At 41.0% G+C, this 15,902-nt stretch carries 20 protein-coding genes; 10 read left to right on the forward strand and 10 right to left on the reverse strand.

Annotated features, from left to right (window positions below; all coding sequences use genetic code 11):
* Window positions 1–12 precede the first annotated feature (12 nt).
* Window positions 13–2,046, reverse strand: a complete 2,034-nt coding sequence (recG, locus tag IWT5_RS08220; RefSeq protein ID WP_439959093.1) for an ATP-dependent DNA helicase RecG — start codon at window positions 2,044–2,046, stop codon at window positions 13–15.
* 181 nt (window positions 2,047–2,227) lie between these two features.
* A complete protein-coding gene (locus IWT5_RS08225; protein ID WP_089109480.1) occupies window positions 2,228–2,485 on the reverse strand; it encodes a hypothetical protein in 258 nt (85 codons plus the stop codon).
* A 507-nt stretch (window positions 2,486–2,992) separates the two neighbouring features.
* Here IWT5_RS08225 and IWT5_RS08230 point away from each other — a divergent pair.
* Together IWT5_RS08230 and IWT5_RS08235 are read left to right on the forward strand one after the other, a co-directional pair.
* Window positions 2,993–3,229: a helix-turn-helix domain-containing protein gene (locus IWT5_RS08230; RefSeq protein ID WP_089109481.1), complete on the forward strand. Its 237-nt coding sequence runs from the start codon at window positions 2,993–2,995 to the stop codon at window positions 3,227–3,229.
* A complete protein-coding gene (locus IWT5_RS08235; protein WP_089109482.1) occupies window positions 3,226–4,185 on the forward strand; it encodes a hypothetical protein in 960 nt (319 codons plus the stop codon). The genes IWT5_RS08230 and IWT5_RS08235 overlap by 4 nt, the downstream gene beginning before the upstream one ends.
* 246 nt (window positions 4,186–4,431) lie before the next feature.
* Here the strand turns inward: IWT5_RS08235 and IWT5_RS08240 are convergent, their stop codons facing one another.
* The gene (locus IWT5_RS08240; protein WP_089109483.1) at window positions 4,432–4,629 is read right to left on the reverse strand and encodes a helix-turn-helix domain-containing protein; all 198 of its coding nucleotides are present in this window, start codon (window positions 4,627–4,629) and stop codon (window positions 4,432–4,434) included.
* Window positions 4,630–4,769: 140 nt separating this feature from the next.
* Between IWT5_RS08240 and IWT5_RS08245 the strand changes: the two genes are divergently transcribed.
* The 5 genes from IWT5_RS08245 (at window position 4,770) to IWT5_RS08260 (ending at window position 7,754) form a co-directional block, all read left to right on the forward strand.
* Window positions 4,770–5,132, forward strand: coding sequence for a helix-turn-helix domain-containing protein (locus IWT5_RS08245; protein WP_089109484.1), 363 nt, complete (start codon window positions 4,770–4,772; stop codon window positions 5,130–5,132).
* 661 nt (window positions 5,133–5,793) lie between these two features.
* Complete coding sequence (locus IWT5_RS08250) at window positions 5,794–6,180, forward strand: hypothetical protein (RefSeq protein WP_089109485.1); 387 nt, start codon at window positions 5,794–5,796, stop codon at window positions 6,178–6,180.
* A gap of 21 nt (window positions 6,181–6,201) precedes the next feature.
* The gene (locus IWT5_RS12210; RefSeq protein WP_159459311.1) at window positions 6,202–6,366 is read left to right on the forward strand and encodes a DUF4428 domain-containing protein; all 165 of its coding nucleotides are present in this window, start codon (window positions 6,202–6,204) and stop codon (window positions 6,364–6,366) included.
* Window positions 6,367–6,507: 141 nt separating this feature from the next.
* Window positions 6,508–6,723, forward strand: coding sequence for a hypothetical protein (locus IWT5_RS08255; protein ID WP_089109486.1), 216 nt, complete (start codon window positions 6,508–6,510; stop codon window positions 6,721–6,723).
* Between the two features lie 164 nt (window positions 6,724–6,887).
* On the forward strand, window positions 6,888–7,754 hold the full coding sequence (locus IWT5_RS08260; protein WP_143443092.1) for a DUF6414 family protein: 867 nt from the start codon (window positions 6,888–6,890) through the stop codon (window positions 7,752–7,754).
* Here the strand turns inward: IWT5_RS08260 and IWT5_RS12215 are convergent.
* The gene (locus tag IWT5_RS12215) at window positions 7,738–7,923 is read right to left on the reverse strand and encodes a hypothetical protein (RefSeq protein ID WP_089109488.1); all 186 of its coding nucleotides are present in this window, start codon (window positions 7,921–7,923) and stop codon (window positions 7,738–7,740) included. The genes IWT5_RS08260 and IWT5_RS12215 overlap by 17 nt on opposite strands.
* A 122-nt stretch (window positions 7,924–8,045) precedes the next feature.
* Between IWT5_RS12215 and IWT5_RS08270 the strand changes: the two genes are divergently transcribed.
* Window positions 8,046–8,435 carry a hypothetical protein gene (locus tag IWT5_RS08270; RefSeq protein WP_089109489.1) on the forward strand — a complete coding sequence of 130 codons (390 nt, stop codon included), beginning with the start codon at window positions 8,046–8,048 and terminating at the stop codon, window positions 8,433–8,435.
* A gap of 632 nt (window positions 8,436–9,067) precedes the next feature.
* Window positions 9,068–10,273: a tyrosine-type recombinase/integrase gene (locus tag IWT5_RS08280; protein ID WP_089109491.1), complete on the forward strand. Its 1,206-nt coding sequence runs from the start codon at window positions 9,068–9,070 to the stop codon at window positions 10,271–10,273.
* A gap of 188 nt (window positions 10,274–10,461) precedes the next feature.
* Here the strand turns inward: IWT5_RS08280 and IWT5_RS08285 are convergent, their stop codons facing one another.
* Together IWT5_RS08285 and IWT5_RS08290 are read right to left on the reverse strand one after the other, a co-directional pair.
* On the reverse strand, window positions 10,462–12,165 hold the full coding sequence (locus IWT5_RS08285; protein ID WP_089109492.1) for a DAK2 domain-containing protein: 1,704 nt from the start codon (window positions 12,163–12,165) through the stop codon (window positions 10,462–10,464).
* Window positions 12,166–12,184: 19 nt separating this feature from the next.
* Window positions 12,185–12,547, reverse strand: a complete 363-nt coding sequence (locus IWT5_RS08290; protein WP_054656347.1) for an Asp23/Gls24 family envelope stress response protein — start codon at window positions 12,545–12,547, stop codon at window positions 12,185–12,187.
* Between the two features lie 208 nt (window positions 12,548–12,755).
* Here IWT5_RS08290 and rpmB point away from each other — a divergent pair, with 208 nt between their 5' ends.
* Window positions 12,756–12,941 (forward strand): 50S ribosomal protein L28, encoded by a 186-nt coding sequence (gene rpmB, locus IWT5_RS08295; RefSeq protein ID WP_089087725.1) that lies wholly within the window; start codon window positions 12,756–12,758, stop codon window positions 12,939–12,941.
* Between the two features lie 175 nt (window positions 12,942–13,116).
* Here rpmB and IWT5_RS08300 read toward each other — a convergent pair whose 3' ends face one another.
* From IWT5_RS08300 to rsgA, 4 genes are all read right to left on the reverse strand, one after another.
* Entirely contained in the window at window positions 13,117–13,512 is a 396-nt protein-coding gene (locus IWT5_RS08300; protein ID WP_089109493.1) for a hypothetical protein, read from the reverse strand.
* 165 nt (window positions 13,513–13,677) lie between these two features.
* Window positions 13,678–14,325, reverse strand: coding sequence for a thiamine diphosphokinase (locus tag IWT5_RS08305; RefSeq protein WP_089109494.1), 648 nt, complete (start codon window positions 14,323–14,325; stop codon window positions 13,678–13,680).
* A 1-nt stretch (window position 14,326) separates the two neighbouring features.
* Window positions 14,327–14,977, reverse strand: a complete 651-nt coding sequence (rpe, locus tag IWT5_RS08310) for a ribulose-phosphate 3-epimerase (RefSeq protein WP_089109495.1) — start codon at window positions 14,975–14,977, stop codon at window positions 14,327–14,329.
* Between the two features lie 10 nt (window positions 14,978–14,987).
* Window positions 14,988–15,890 carry a ribosome small subunit-dependent GTPase A gene (rsgA, locus tag IWT5_RS08315; RefSeq protein ID WP_089109496.1) on the reverse strand — a complete coding sequence of 301 codons (903 nt, stop codon included), beginning with the start codon at window positions 15,888–15,890 and terminating at the stop codon, window positions 14,988–14,990.
* Window positions 15,891–15,902 lie beyond the last annotated feature (12 nt).

Consider the following 15,902-nt stretch of genomic DNA (forward strand, 5'->3'; position numbering starts at 1 on the left):
TTTCATCCTCTCTTAATCAAACATATAGGCATTTTCTTCAGCTTGCTTTAAGTAACCGACCAAGGCTTGATTTTCTGGCTGCTTTTGCCAATCGGGCGTATTGGTCAATTTTTTGGCTTCATCCTGTGCAACACTTAGCATGGTGAGATCAGCAACTGGATCACCGACTTTAAAATCCGGTAAGCCAGACTGTTTCTTTCCCAGCACGTCACCGGAACCACGCAGCTCTAAATCTTTTTGTGACACCACAAAACCATCATTAGTTTCCGTCATAACCCGCATCCGGTCAACACCATTCTTATTTTTAGGATCCGCAACCAAGATACAATAAGATTGCTGATCAGATCGGCCAACTCGTCCACGTAATTGATGTAACTGGGCCAAGCCAAAATGATCGGCATCGTAGATCATCATGACGGTAGCGTTTTTAACGTCAACGCCGACTTCAATCACAGTAGTCGCAACTAATACCTGGTATTGGTTATGCTTAAACGCCTGCATAACGGCATCTTTCTCATCGTTTTTCATGCGGCCATGCAGAAGGCCGACTTGATAGTGATGAGGTGAGAAATAGGCTGAAAAACGTTCATAAATGGCTTGGGCATTTTTCATGTCAACCGCTTCAGATTCTTCAATCAATGGCGTTACAACGTAAGCTTGATGTCCCGCTGCAAGTTCTCTCAAGACAAATTGGACTGCTGAATTAATCTGTGTGTTCTTGATCCAGCGCGTGGTCACCGGTTTCCGTCCGGTCGGCAGTTCATCGATCACCGAAATGTCCATTTCCCCGTAACTGGTAATCGCCAGTGTTCTGGGAATCGGTGTAGCTGTCATGGCCAGCACATCTGGATTATCACCCTTTTGCCGCAACGCCTGTCGTTGTGCCACCCCAAAGCGGTGCTGCTCGTCAATGACCACCAGCCCCAGACGATGATAGTCCACACCTTCTTGAATCAGGGCATGTGTGCCAATAATCAGGTTAATCTCACCAGAAGCTAACCGTGGCAAGATTTCTTTGCGCACAGCGGGTTTGGTAGACCCAGTCAGCAACACAATGTTTACGGGTAGGCCGTCAAATAGTGCCTGCAGGTTATTGGCATGCTGTTCAGCTAAAATCTCGGTCGGCGCCATCAGGGCAGCCTGAAAGCCGGCAGTAATGGCAGCATACATGCAAATCGCGGCGACGACTGTTTTCCCACTACCAACGTCCCCTTGAAGGAGCCGGTTCATATGAATCGGCCGTTTTAAATCAGCACAAATTTCGTTAACTACCCGCTTCTGGGCAGTCGTTAACTCATAAGGCAACTTAGAAACGAAGCGCTGCAGCCGCTCTTTATCGTACATCATTGTCATACCAGCCTGAGTCTGATCTCTGCGTTTGAGCATTTGCAATTGCATTTGAAACCGGAAGAATTCTTCAAATTTAGCGGAACGCCGAGCTGCTTTAGCGGCCTTTAAATCCTTTGGGAAATGCATGTCATGAATCATTTGCGCTCGGTCAAGCAAGCGATAATGGCTTTTAATACTGTCAGGAATCAGGTCAACGATCTCCGTGTGGTACTTCTCCCACGCCGCCACAACCAGTTCCTGAATGGTTTTCTGACGAATTCCTTTGTTGGATGGATAAACGGATGCCATGGGATCATTTTTGCCGCTGCTGAGAATCTTTACCCCGTTCAGTTGTTTACGGTTAGCATCGAAACGGCCGTAAACCATAATGGGTGATTCAACTTCAATATTATTTTTCAGCCATGGTTGATTGAAAAAGGTGACGGGTACGACATCTTGGCCAATGAGCAGCCGAAAATTCAGCCGGCTCTTTTTTCGACCAAAGCGACTTAAGGTTGGGGGTGCCGCAACGATTCCCTTTAACGTGACTTGTTCCTGATCGCCAATCTCATTAAGTTCCTTGACCCGCAAATCTTCATAGCGAAACGGATAGTAAGTCAGTAACGATTCGATCGTCGTAATTCCAAGATCTGCCAAGGCCGCCAATCTTTTTGGCCCGACGCCAGGCAATACTGTCACGGAATCTGATAACGCCAAATGAATCCCTCCCAACCAAAATGACTGATAAACAAAGTGCCGGTTCTTTTGAACCGCCACTTTTAATCATCAAATATAACGTCATATATTATAATCGAAATAAGTTAACAAAAGCAATGTCGTTAATCGAATCTCAGTTCCCGACATCGTTTTTAAGACAGTCAACCTCTTTGAACAACCTTCAATCTAATTCAAACGCAGCATCAGCTGTGTGCCAATCTTTGACCCATTTAGAGAAATCATCACTGTTTAAATCACCATCTAGGAGCCACTCAATTTCGTACAGTTTATCCGGCCTGCCGTTAAGCCGGTACCCCTTACCATTGAGTGTCTTGATTGTCTCACTGACTCCCATTACCGTACTCTCATAAATCTTATCAGTAGCGGGTTCAGTCACAACGTACTTGATCCCATCGACGATTACGGTTTGTTTATCCACGATTACAGCCTTCTTTTTGGTTAATCTACTGTATCTATTATACCCGTCTTTGGCCAAATTTAGAGACTTAAGAATCGTTATTTCAAAATGAGACTTCATTGGTTCGTATTCACCAGGGTTCCAAACGATCGTTCCAAAATTAATGTGAAAAAAGTGGAGAAGCCTATAATCAGAGCTTCTCCGATTTAGATAATATCTAATTTGTCTATTCCCCACTGAAATGAAGAGATTGGGCAACTAATCCTTTAATAATGCGGTGTTTCATTGTTGGGTGTCACGTACATGTCACCTTCGCTCGTTTTTGGCTCAATTTTACCGGAAATCATGAATTCTAGTGCCAATCATCTAACATCACCTCGATTTTTTCTGATAACAAGTTTTCAGTTTTCTAATAAATTTATGCTTACATAACAGATTCCCGGAAATAATCAACGGGAATTCGAGACTTCTTTCGGTTATTCATATATTCTAAAGTTAGAGGAATTTACTTAGGAAAGAGGCTTACTAATGAATAACGATTCCGAAATTATAGGCAAACGAATCATGGACTTTATCAATGAACGGGACATTACCATCCATAGACTATCTGTTAAAACTGGTATTCCTAATACAACGCTTGTTGATTTAATCACTGGGACTACCAAAAATGCCAGAGTTTCAACAGTGCGTGCGATTTGCCAAGCTATTCAGATCACTGTTCGTGATTTCTTCGACTGCCCACCCTACAACGAGGTGGAAAAATGAACGATAAAATTAATTCGTACCAAGCTGAATTTGAACGCATGAACAAAATCACTAATACAGCAGCCGGAAAATATGCAAGCCAGATAAAGGCTAATCAAAAAAATTTATACGGAATTTCTAGTAAAATCCAAAATTCTTTAGATAAGAATACTTATGTTTCAAAAAACACGATTAATCAGCTTAAAAAAATTGTGGAACAGCCACCTTTCAGTCGTAGAAGCCCTTACAAAATTCCTGCTGGTGAGATTGAAACTCTACTAAATTTATCTGTACCAGCGTTTAAACCAGATGCATCTACTCTCAAAAAGGCAGCGCAATTTATGAATACAAATTCTTCACTACTAGCGAAGAGTTATGTCTCAACTGTTTCTGTATTAACTTCAAGTCAGCTTACTAGGCTATATAAAAACAACGAGTTAAATAAATTTTTGACTAAAGTTCAAGAACGATTCCTTCCTAAAAACTATTCAGAATTAACAGTTGAATTGGTAAAAAAGTCTAAAAATTTTTATCAAAATTCTTTTGCTGAACAAATTCAGAAGATGGGTCGGGTAAATTTATCGGCTAGCGTTCAAATTAACAATGCATATAATGCATTAGGTATTTTTAGCTCAGATCCATTAACCTCAGATCAGCTCTCTTATGCGAAACAAATATTAGGTGAACAAACTCTTCGAAATATATTCTCAGATGCAGCATTCGATTATCCGGATAAGGTGCAAACGTCAACAGCTGCCGGCGAGGCTAATTCATCAAAAATAACTAAAAATTGGGCGTATATAAAAAACTGGTATAACTCCCTGTCTTCGATACAGAAAAAAGTAATTTCTGCTGTGATCGATATAGCCTTATCAAGCTTCATTACTGAAATTATTCAAATTGGTGGCTGGACACTTCTTATTGCAATTCTGATTCCCATTCTTTTCGGTAACACAAATGATCACGATCCCAAATGATCTGTGTCGATTCCCTGATTGAACATGATTCGTTTTAATGCATCTCTGCCCAGCTCAATATCTTACTCTTTACTATCAGCTGTACGCTCTTGATTACTTGCAATAATTTCAAGTGTTTCATTTAATTTCGTTAGCTGATTAATCAATTCAGCTGCTTGCGCTTCTTTTACGTCCCCACCTCCCTTCTACTTTAATTAACTCGAGGTTAACTAATTTACTTATAGGAAACTTATTGTTCCACATAAGTTAACTTTGAACACAAAAAATATCATCAGGGGTTAGATTAAAAACTGAAACAATTTTAATCGCTCGTTCATAGCTAAGCCCTCTTTTGCCATTTTTAATCATCCAGTAAGCATCTTTAGAGATGCCTTCTAGATTGCCCACACATTCATAAGTCCCAACCTTTTGTTCACGAAGATTTTTGAGCTTAGAACGGATCATTTAAGTACCTCCTTTCCCTATCAACGACCATATTATAAGTTAACTTCACGTTAATTATCAATAGAAAGTTCCGTTTCTGTTAATTTACGTTGTGTTAACTTAACGTTAACAGTATCCTACATATGAGAGGAGTGAAGAGCATGACTTTTGGAAGCAGGCTGAGAGAACTACGAAAAGCAAAAAATATGTCACAAGAAGAACTCGGCAAGATCATCCATGTCAGTAAAGTATCTATATCCGGTTATGAAAACGATACTAGAGAACCCAGTCAAGAGGCACTCACATCATTGGCTAATTATTTTGATGTAACAACAGACTATCTTCTGGGATTAAATCAAACTCCTAAATGGGCTAATGAGAAAGACGCTAATGATCTTGCAAAATTTTTAAAAGAAAATGCTGGTTCAATGACCTATCAAGGTGAAAATTTAACCGATGAAGAAAAAGAGAAGCTAAAAATTGCTATGACTCAAATATTTTGGAAGCGTCATAAGCATGATTAGAGGTGTGTACGTGTACTATGAGCAAACGATTTATTAACAGAGCAACGCAGATTGTTACCCATCGGTATCACACAGCTGACCCGTTTACGATTACAGAAAAGCTCAATATTGAAGTTGATTGGGCATAGCTTAAAAGGTCCCCTTTAAGCAAAACTATGTATGCTGGTAAAGAACCTATCGTTAGGCTAAACAAGTCAATTCGTGAAGTCTCATGCAGTACTTCACTATGGCTCACAAATTGGGGGCATGTCATTCTACAAGAGGGTTTAGTTGGCTACTATTGTTTAAATAACTGGACACACTCTGAGCTTGAAAATGAAGCAAATGAGTTTGCTGTGTCATTACTAACACAACTATATATAATATAAGAAAGCGATCGTCTACCTAGCAATAATTTGGAACTAACACATACTTATGGAATGTCAGGTAACGAAAAGCTGAATTAAATCAATTTTGGTAAATAATTTGCGAGGGAGGGAAAAATTATGTACGATCTTTGGATTGCTGCTAGTAGCATCATGGTACTGATTGATGGTGCCCTAATCTTATGGCGGCTATATTATCGTTTTAGACTGTCTAAAGGTAAAAGTTTCCGATTACCTTAGGGCAAAATAACTCTTACCAGTATCGCGTTATCCTCTTTATCACAATTTCAAGAGCGATGCTTTCACATGAACCAAAAGCTGAGCAACGAGCTGACAGCGAATCAAGTGCAAAGGCTTTATCGCAGAAAAAATCAGCAAAGAAACAACAAGATAAAGAAGCTAGTTCTACCTATCAGAAATCATTAACTGCATATTGTAATAACACAGGCAATGCAGATTCTGTTAAGTATGACGGTGATGGCGGAGTTACCTTTAAAGTTGATAATTCGACACTTAGTGATGCCACCGCTGATAAGAAATCGCTTGCGACTGAACTAGTAAATCATGCAAACAAGCTGGCGAATATGTGTGATGTAAGCCAAACTGTCTTGAATATCCAAACACAGAGTGGTGACCCTATTGCACGGACAACGCTTGGTGGCGGAGTTAAGGTTTATAAATAATATTTATGGAGGTAACGTGTCATGGCAGAATGCCCTATTGATGGAAGCAAGATTGGCTTTATAGGTGGATGGGTTTTTAAAGATGGCGAGATTTGTGCAGGATGCGGTAAGAAAGTTGGTTTTCAAAAAGGCGAGTCGGTTTCAGAAACCGCGGCGCACTCATACACTGTCAATGAAGTGCGATAATTGATGAATAATCATGCTAAATTTGACCCTAATCATGTAAAGTAAGCAATTAAAAAAGATGTAGAACGCGCTCAAAAAGGTGATACTGAAACAGAGTTCATTGATGAAAAATTCTTAAAAGATTACATCAAGTGTTTCAACATGGAAAACTTGGATCCTGATACTCAGGAAGAAGTTGAAAAAATAATCGTTAAGATGTCTTCATTTGGGTATGCCCGTGTTGTTGCCACTCTCAATAGCGTATTGGAGCGTTCTCAAATCACGCTTAATCAGACTCATATTGAACAGAACTGGGTTTTGATTAAGCAGCAAGACGAAAATAACAAACTACTACGGCAACTTGTCGATAAGAAATAGAGTTTTAAAGAGCCAAAACTAAAAACTGAAGATAACTCAAAAAAAATTAATAAATTCTATAATGCTTTTATTCTCTGACAAGTATTGAAACTACCCAGGTACAGGTAAATAAGCTAATAGTCTAGGCACAATACTACTAATATAGCGGAAAGAAGATGAATATGTTGTCAAAAAAAAGAAGAACTAATATTAAAGAATATATTTATGTCGATAATGTTGAAATCAACTCCATTCTGGCTCAATTTGAAGATGGTATCCCACAAGTTATAAAAAGTATCCGGCAATCTACTAATACAAATACCGAACAAGCTGGTAAAAACCATCAAACTAACATTTCAGGTGGTGCTCAATTAATAGCAAAAGGACAAGCTGAACAGTCCTGGGGTAAACAACATGCTGAGATTCAGTCGAATGCTGAAATGAATCAAGAGGCTATAGATACCGTCTACAGCGATTACGCCATTGATATTATTGAACAGGAACTTGAATCCCATAATCTTCTGGAAAGTGACACCAAACATTCTGACGGTGTTTTCGTAAAATTCACCTCACAATTCAGTCTTCTTGATCTACAGTCAATGAGAAATACGTGGACTACAAATGAAATTAAGCCACTAGTCCAGATGACAGATGATTACGATGAAAGTTGGGATGCTGCTGCAGAAAGCCTTAAAAATTCATCTATTGTGTTAGACAACATGTTTCCAGAAACTATATTTTTTAAATTCCCAGAAGCTGTTGCTTTTGCTGAAAAAAATAATTTTAGAATGAGCCTAATACAATTACAAATGCTCACCTTCTCAAAACGTAAAGTAACAATTCTCGGAAAAATTGAGTCTAGTGTCCCCAATGATGAATCTATTGATGACATATTTGGTACTGAAAATAGACTTGAGGAATCCGATGATAACATTGATTTAACGGCGCTCGGGCAATGGGGACCTGCCCTCGGGGTTAAGATGCTTAAAATATTTCTGGGTATAAAAAAAGGCAATCGATTCATCAAACCGATTGCTATCTATTTCGAATAATATTAAATCTGTTAGATACAGATTCTTGAATTTCTTTATTTCTCTTTATCAGCTGGTGTCTGTTTTTCTTAAGAGTCTTCATACGTGCGGATACTTCAACATCAAAATCGGTATCTAAACTAAGATTAGCAGTTAGTACCCTTTTAGCTGGTTTGAATTTTTTTGTCATAGTATCACCTCTCCAAATCGAATTATCTTAGTTTACTAACTGCAAGTCAATGAAATACTTTTTTCAAATTATTACATTACTCTAACCAAACTAAATTTAATGTTTAAAGGGAGATGTTTCAAATGAAATTAAAAAATTATGTCTTACTAGGTGCTGCCGGTCTGGCACTTGGTGTTAGTGTCCCACTCAAACAATCAACTGCTAAAGCAAGTACCTACCATTCCGTTCCAAGCTCACTGAGAGGCTACTACATTTCATCTAGCAATCGAGCTTTCTGGATCACAAAATACACGGTGCACGATGTAATACCACAAGCTGACGGATATGGTATGCACGTCACCAAGGTAACTCGCAGTGGTCATACGTACCGGGTTCACACGTATATCGATATGGGTGGCAGATCTTACGTCACCTATAAACTTAATCGCTACGCGCACAATAAGTTTAAGTATGCTGGCAAGTATTTCCACAAAGTGTCGAAGTCTCACTACTATTATTATGTGAGCCACTAGGAACTAATGTACCGGTGCATGCTTAGTCCAACTACTGATGACGGTAAAAGCTGAATTCACTTGAGGAGATCCGTTTTTAAATGTTTTTCAAAAGAATTGTCATGTTAGGTGTTACTGCCCTCTCATTGGGAACGGCTGGAGTTGCGTTAGCACAGCCTGTTGACGCTCACGCTGCAACATCTATTCCATCCCGTTTTCGTCATACTTGGCAAGGAAACTCTCATGGTACTCTTTACACGTTAAAGATACACAAATATTATGGTCGTTTACACCAGAGCTCTGAATGGAATGATTATCTTAACAATGTTCACTTCAAAAAGTACTCCAAGAATCATTACAGAGTATATTTTAAAAAAACTGCCCAACCATTGGAACTCTACTATGTTAATAGCCATAAAGTACATCTCGTATACGGACCAGGTAGACACGCATATATTAGTATGTCACGAATATAGTAATAATTGCCCCCAATCAGGGCTTTTATTTAGCATATTGAAAGAACATACGTTTGTATTTGTTTCAAAAGAATTCCTTGCCATTGAAAATGTCGGCAATATAAACAGAACTTTTAGCAGAAAATAAGGCATTTTAGAAATTTGATCTAAATAAATTGAATTAAGGAGTGATAATTAATGGTAATCAAGCGTACAGCGATGAAGCATCACCCTAATATCTACGAATATGAAACAAAGCGTGGAAAACGATATAGCGTACGTCGCCGCTACAAAGACTTCGCTGGTAAATATGAAATGTACACCAGCAGTGGCTATACAAGTTGGCAAGATGCAGAACAGGATCTGCGTAAATTTGAGATGAAATTTTTTGATGGTTCCTTATCGGAGTCAGAGCAGCGCAAGATAACTGTTGATGACTATTTTGATACCGTCCGCAAACGGAAAGTTGAAGCGGGTGTCTGGAAACATTCCACCGAAAAGCAGCGAGTTAATGTGTACGAACATATCATTAGTCCTGTCTTTGGCAAACGGTCACTCAATGACATTAGTCGTATGGAATATCAGCAATTCATTACTAATCTTGGTAACTCTCAAAAGTATACTGTAACAACCTTACGACACATCAATTCGGTCATGCAGTCTATTATGGCCGATGCTGAAACATATAACATCATTCCCAAAAGTCTAATTCGCCGGATTCAGTTAGTTGGTGGCCGGCCTAAAAAGAGCCAAACAGTAACTAAAGAGGAATATGACCAGTTCATGCGAACCGCAAAAAAGATATGCAATCAGTATGATTTCGCCATGGTCAAACTGCTCACCCTTGGTGAACGTCGTGGCGAACTCATGGGACTGCGAAAATCTTCATTTACGTTTACGAATGATGATGTGACTAATGAACCAATCTGCGCAATCAAATTTGACTTAGCTCGAACGCCTGATGCGGTCAATGGCACCACGCTAAAGAGCGCCGCTTCTTACCGAACAATCTGGGTCACTGGCAGTTACATTGACACTATCAAGTTTGTTTTAAGCCACGCTGAACAGATTATCCGTAATTTCAAAGGCACCGTCCCTGATGATTACTTCATCTGGATCAATCCCGTTACTGGTAAACCCTTCCAACCAGAACGTTCTCGTGATCTGTTTGCGCGAATCAGTATGACTGCCGGCGTAAAAATTAATCCTCACAAGTTCAGACATTACTTTGCCACCAAAGTCCGCTCCAATGCTAGAATTTCAGACACTGATGCTATGCACTGGCTTGGGCATAAGCACATTGAAATGACCGACTCTTACACCAGAGAGACCCCAGAAGGCGCAATTCAGGTCTTCAGAGGGATTGAAGATGATTTACGTCCAATTACGCCAACTCACAAGTAACCACGCTTAGGTGTCATTTTTGCTGGGTGTCACCACTTCTTGTTGGGTGGCACGTAAGGTGTCACACTAGGTGGCACCAAATAACCATAATTACACTAAAATAATCGCAACAAAAAAGTGGTGAAGCTCATAAAAGAGCTTCACCACTTTAGTTTAATCTGATTTAATTAGTTTAAATTATTTCCGAATCATTCGACGCTAATTACAAATGGATATACCGGTTGGTCACCTTCATGAACTTCAACTTCTAGTTCATCGTCCATTTCTTCAACGGCTTTTTGAACGTGTTCAGCGGTTTCCTGGTTCGTGTCGGCACCATAAATAATCGTCACGATCTCACTGTCATCATCGATCATCTTGTTGACCATCTGAATAGCAGCTTCCTCGGTGTCATTTGTCACAACGGCAATCTTACCGTCAATGATTCCCATGTAGTTGCCCTTTTTGATATCAAAACCATCAATTTGGGTATCACGTACAGCATGGGTCACCTCACCACTTTTAACGGTGGAAAGGTTATCTTCCATGGCTGACTGGTTTTCTTCAAGGGTATGATCTGGTTCAAAGCCAAGCATAGCTGTCATCCCTTGCGAAATCGTCTTACTGTGGACGATCACGGCTGGAATATCAACGACCTTAACTGCTTGTTCGGCGGCTAAGAAGATATTCCCGTTGTTCGGCACAATAATGGCCTGTTTTGCATGGCTATCCTTAATAGCATCAGCAATGTCTTGCGTGCTTGGATTCATTGTCTGACCACCAGAAATAACGGTAGTTGCGCCCAAACTCTTGAACAGCGTCTGCATCCCATCACCAGCGGCAATGGTAATGATTGCTGTTTCAGGTGCTTCGGCTGGTGCTTCAGCAGTGGCAACGGGAGCTTGCGTGTCTGCGGTCTCCTCATCTTTTTCGATGATGGTTTCCTGTTGCAGGCGCATGTTGTCAACTTTCACTTTAGCGAGATCACCAAATTCCTGACCCCAAGCAATAACCTTGCCTGGATGTTCAGTGTGGACATGGACCTTCACAATTTCATCATCGTTGACCACTAATAGTGAGTCACCGAGTTTGGCCAGATAGTTATAGAAAGTATCGTAATCAAACTTTTTATCGACTTGCTTGCCACGACCGATTCTAACCATGATTTCTGTGCAGTAACCATAGACAATGTCGTCAGGGTTCAATTTACCCTGCACACTGCGATGGTGTTCTGCATCGACCATTTCATCCATCTCGGTTGGGTTTGGCTGATGAGCGCCTTTTTTGGCCACTTCACGGCCATTGAGGACGTCATCAAAGGCTTGGAAGACAAAGGTTAAACCTTGACCACCAGAATCAACCACACCGACTTGCTTCAAGACAGGTAATAAATCCGGTGTGGTCTGTAAAGCGGCATCAGCGGCTTTATAAGTGGCATCCATCACCGCAACGATATCGTCTTCGCGGGCTGCCGTCTTACGGGCGGCTTTAGCGGCTTCACGAACGACCGTCAAAACAGTTCCTTCAGTTGGTTTCATAACGGCCTTATATGCCGTTTGAGCGCCTGCAGCAAACGCATCGGCTAAATCGGCAGCCGTCAAAACATCCTTTTGCGCAACGTCCTTTGAGAAACCTCTAAAAATCTGCGATAAAATCACACCAGAGTTTCCCCGGGCACCCATGAGTAACCCCTTTGCTAGGGCTTGGGCTAATTCGCCAACTTTTGTGCTGTCTGAATCATTAACGTACTTTAAGCCGCTATCCAACGACAAACTCATGTTAGTCCCAGTATCACCATCGGGCACCGGAAACACATTTAATGAATTAATGAATTCAGCGTTTTGATCAAGAAATGCGGATGCAGCCTCGATCATCTTGATGAACTCATGATTCGTTATTTCTTTCGTTTGCAACAACTTTATCCTCCGCTTCTTACTCACTTAATACTTGAACGCCTTGAACTGTGATGTTAACAGCATTAGCGGTAATTCCAAGCATTGTTTCCAAATTATATTTAACTTTAGACTGAACGGTTCGGGACACTTCAGAAATTTTCGTCCCGTAGCTGACAATAATATTCACATCAACAGCAACACCGTTATCTTCTTGACGAACAACGACACCTTTGGCATAATTGTTCCGATTCAAAATAACATTTACGTTATCACGAATTTGATTCTTGCTGGCCATTCCCACTACGCCATATGAATCAGTGGCAGCACCACCAACGACTGTAGCAATCACATCATTATCTATATCGATTAAGCCATGTTTTGTTTTAATTTTAACGGCCATCTAGAGCAGCCTCCTTGCATACTAGTCTTCACGATAATTTATCTTACCACAAATCGAGCAATACCGTTATCATAATTAATCACCTTTAGTGCTGTCAAGTAAAATTACTTGAAAGAAAACTATTGCATTCCCTGTGGGGTTATGATAAATTATTTTAGTGAGCTAAAAAGCAACGATTTTTAGATAAGTCTAAAAGGAGGTAGTGACCATGGCAAAGGATTTCATTAACGGCAAGCGCACCCGTTTCGGTAACAAGCGCTCCCACGCCTTGAACTCATCAAAGCGTTCATGGAAGCCAAACTTGCAAAAAGTTCGGATTTTAGTAGATGGCAAGCCTAAGAAGGTTTGGATCTCTGCACGGACTTTGAAGTCAGGTAAAGTGACTCGAGTTTAGTTAAGAAAGTTTGGCGCGGTAGCCAAGCTTTTTTTGTGAATTTTTTAAAAATTTTTCTTTCAACCAAAAGAACCACTGTTAACGATTAAATTCGCTGACAGTGGTTTTTTTGTGTCTTTTAAATTCGGTAATAACTTTATTTAGCCCTTTAGACCCGGGTTACAACACCCGTCAATCATCCCTTGGTAATGATCGTTTCATAGTGACGAATAAGTTGATTGACCTGGTGTTCATACTGAATCATAAATGTTTGGCGATCGCCTGTTAACACCGTATCTTCATCAGCCGTTTGCAGTTGATCCAAATAGGCGCAGCAATCATTAACGTACTGGGTTAGTTCTGCCCCATAAGTACCACCAGATACCCAATAGCTATTAACCATGCGGGTGCCATAGGCCAACAGATTATGCTGCATTTCTTTAACTTGGCTCATCATAACAGGGTCACTTAACTGTGCGCCCTGACCTTGAATATACTGCCAATATTGTTTGAGAACCTTTTTAGCAGCCGATTTACTGCCGCCGTTGTGGGTTTTAGCACCACCAAAATTATAGTGTGTTTGAAATGCCACGTTAATCGCTCGCTTTCGTTTTTTTCTAAAAAGTCCCCGTCATCCTTTACGATGGCGGGAACTGAAATGAATCGTGCAAACATCAGCTTTCATTTTAAAGCTTGAAGCGCTCAGCTGATTAAAAACGCTCTTTATTGGCAAGCAGTTTCTGCCCCTAAAGACAGATTAATCCTTGCTCTGGATAACGGCAACCATCCCGCTATCAAAGGAAAAATGCCCAGTATCACCGACAAATTCATTACTTGCATATGAAATCGGCCGCGTGATGTTAGCGTTCTTCAAATGATACTTTTCATCAGGTAACGTCAGATTATCGACTTTCTCAAGTGTGACGAAAGCCAGATACTTTTTATCTGATTCTTTCTTGATCTCGTACGAACCTGGTGCAAAAAAGGTAATGGTGTTTTGTTTATCGATAAAACGAATGCGTGGTGCATACTGCCGGTATCTGGGTTCCAAAACGATCCAGAAATTGGCGAGAAAATGATCTAACCGACCACCGGTAGCACCATAGATATCGAGTCGATCATAATGGAATTCATGAAGCGCAACGGTAACGGCCAGCTGTGTGTCAGTTTCGTCCTTTTCCGGAACCGCCTGACGAATATCGGCAACAGCTCCCTTAACCCGCTTTAATTCATCAGCTGATAAAGAGTCAAAATCGCCAATGGCAACTAACGGCGTGATTCCCATTTTCAATAATCGTAACGTACCGCGATCGACACCAATCCAATCTCCGGATACCTTACCGGCAGTTAACTGGTCAGGCCATTCGCTGGTAGGACCTCCCACCAGTAAGTTCAAATGTGTCATTTTACTTCGTCGCATCCTTTAAGATTTTAACTTTAGCTGCAGGGTCCACACCGTCAAAGACGTATGAGCCAGCAACGGCAACCGTAGCACCAGCTTTTTGGCAATCAACGATGGTATTATTCTTAACGCCACCATCGACTTCGATATCAAAGTCATAACCTTCAGTTTGTTTTAATTGATCTAACTGTTTGATCTTCTTTAAAGTTTCAGGCAGGAACTTCTGACCACCAAAACCGGGGTTAACCGTCATGACAAGTACTTGATCGACCATGTCCAGTAATGGCTTAATCGCTTCAACTGAGGTACCGGGGTTGATAACAACTTCGGCCTTTGCACCAGCATTTTTGATTAATTGAAGTGCGCGGTGAATATGCGGAGTTGCCTCAACGTGAACACCAATAATGTCGGCACCGTTTTCAGCAAACTGCTCAACGAAACGTTCAGGGTTTTGCACCATAAGGTGAACATCGAGCGTCATGTTGGTGATTGGGCGAATAGCTTTCAACCAGCCCGGACCGTAGGAAATAGCGGGTACGAATTGACCATCCATAACATCAATATGGAGGTATTCAGCACCAGCCTTGTCTACGATTTCAATATCCTTTTGAAGATTAACATAATCAGCACTTAAAATTGATGGTGCGATTTTCATAAATAGTCCCTCATTTCTCAGATTTGCGATAGTTTGGTTTTTGATTTTTCAGAGCTTGATACAGCAGCAGGTAATTATCATAACGGCTTTGTAAAATCTCGCCTGACTCGACTAATGCTTTAACGGCACAGCCAGGTTCATTGACGTGGACGCAGCCACGAAAACGACAATTAACAGCTGCCCGCCGAAATTCACGGAAATACTTACCCAGGTCACGAGCATCCAGAGAAAAGGTATCATACGAGGAAAAGCCCGGTGTATCAGCAATTAAACCGCCAGCGACTTCAAGTAATTGCACGCGACGAGTGGTATGTTTCCCACGGTGTAAGCTAGCTGAAATTTCGCCAGTTTCAAGCTCTAAGTCTGGTGCAACATGGTTCAGCAGAGTTGATTTACCAGCTCCCGTTTGTCCCATGATCACACTGACTTTATCAGTCAGTAAATCGTCAACTTCCTGAATGGCTTCTGCCGAAAATGGTTCAGCGGTATAAACAACGTGGTACCCAATCTTCCGGTAATCCGCTGCAATTTGAGCAAACTCAGCCTGTTCCGCCTGGTTCAGCAGATCAGTCTTTGTCAGGTAGATTACCGGTTCAATATCCGCGATTTCCAATGCTAGTAGCTGTCGATCCAGCAAATTTGTCGAAAAAACGGGTTCTCGTACTGCTGTAGCAACAATCGCCTGATCAACGTTAGCAACTGGCGGCCTAATCAAAGAATTGTGTCTTGGTTTGACTTCCAAAATATAGCCTTCGTGGTCATTTGGAGCATCAATAACAACCCGGTCCCCGACTAATGGTGTAATCTTCCGGTTACGAAAATTACCCCGCGCTCGCGTTCTTACCAGGGTTCCTGAATCCGTCATAACATCGTAAAAACCGCTTAATGATTGTCGAATTTGGCCTTCCGCCACATCAACGCCACC

This window comes from Secundilactobacillus mixtipabuli, from assembly GCF_002217925.1.
GTDB classification, from domain to species: Bacteria; Bacillota; Bacilli; order Lactobacillales; family Lactobacillaceae; genus Secundilactobacillus; species Secundilactobacillus mixtipabuli.

Bases quoted from the DNA above. Each gene is read 5' to 3' on its own strand.
- IWT5_RS08230 (WP_089109481.1), top strand. From the start codon at position 2,993: ATGAATAACGATTCCGAAATTATAGGCAAACGAATCATGGACTTTATC.
- IWT5_RS08235 (WP_089109482.1), top strand. From the start codon at position 3,226: ATGAACGATAAAATTAATTCGTACCAAGCTGAATTTGAACGCATGAAC.
- IWT5_RS08240 (WP_089109483.1), bottom strand. From the start codon at position 4,629: ATGATCCGTTCTAAGCTCAAAAATCTTCGTGAACAAAAGGTTGGGACT.
- IWT5_RS08245 (WP_089109484.1), top strand. From the start codon at position 4,770: ATGACTTTTGGAAGCAGGCTGAGAGAACTACGAAAAGCAAAAAATATG.
- IWT5_RS08250 (WP_089109485.1), top strand. From the start codon at position 5,794: ATGCTTTCACATGAACCAAAAGCTGAGCAACGAGCTGACAGCGAATCA.
- IWT5_RS12210 (WP_159459311.1), top strand. From the start codon at position 6,202: ATGGCAGAATGCCCTATTGATGGAAGCAAGATTGGCTTTATAGGTGGA.
- IWT5_RS08255 (WP_089109486.1), top strand. From the start codon at position 6,508: ATGGAAAACTTGGATCCTGATACTCAGGAAGAAGTTGAAAAAATAATC.
- IWT5_RS12215 (WP_089109488.1), bottom strand. From the start codon at position 7,923: ATGACAAAAAAATTCAAACCAGCTAAAAGGGTACTAACTGCTAATCTT.
- IWT5_RS08270 (WP_089109489.1), top strand. From the start codon at position 8,046: ATGAAATTAAAAAATTATGTCTTACTAGGTGCTGCCGGTCTGGCACTT.
- IWT5_RS08280 (WP_089109491.1), top strand. From the start codon at position 9,068: ATGGTAATCAAGCGTACAGCGATGAAGCATCACCCTAATATCTACGAA.
- IWT5_RS08290 (WP_054656347.1), bottom strand. From the start codon at position 12,547: ATGGCCGTTAAAATTAAAACAAAACATGGCTTAATCGATATAGATAAT.
- rpmB (WP_089087725.1), top strand. From the start codon at position 12,756: ATGGCAAAGGATTTCATTAACGGCAAGCGCACCCGTTTCGGTAACAAG.
- IWT5_RS08305 (WP_089109494.1), bottom strand. From the start codon at position 14,325: ATGACACATTTGAACTTACTGGTGGGAGGTCCTACCAGCGAATGGCCT.
- rpe (WP_089109495.1), bottom strand. From the start codon at position 14,977: ATGAAAATCGCACCATCAATTTTAAGTGCTGATTATGTTAATCTTCAA.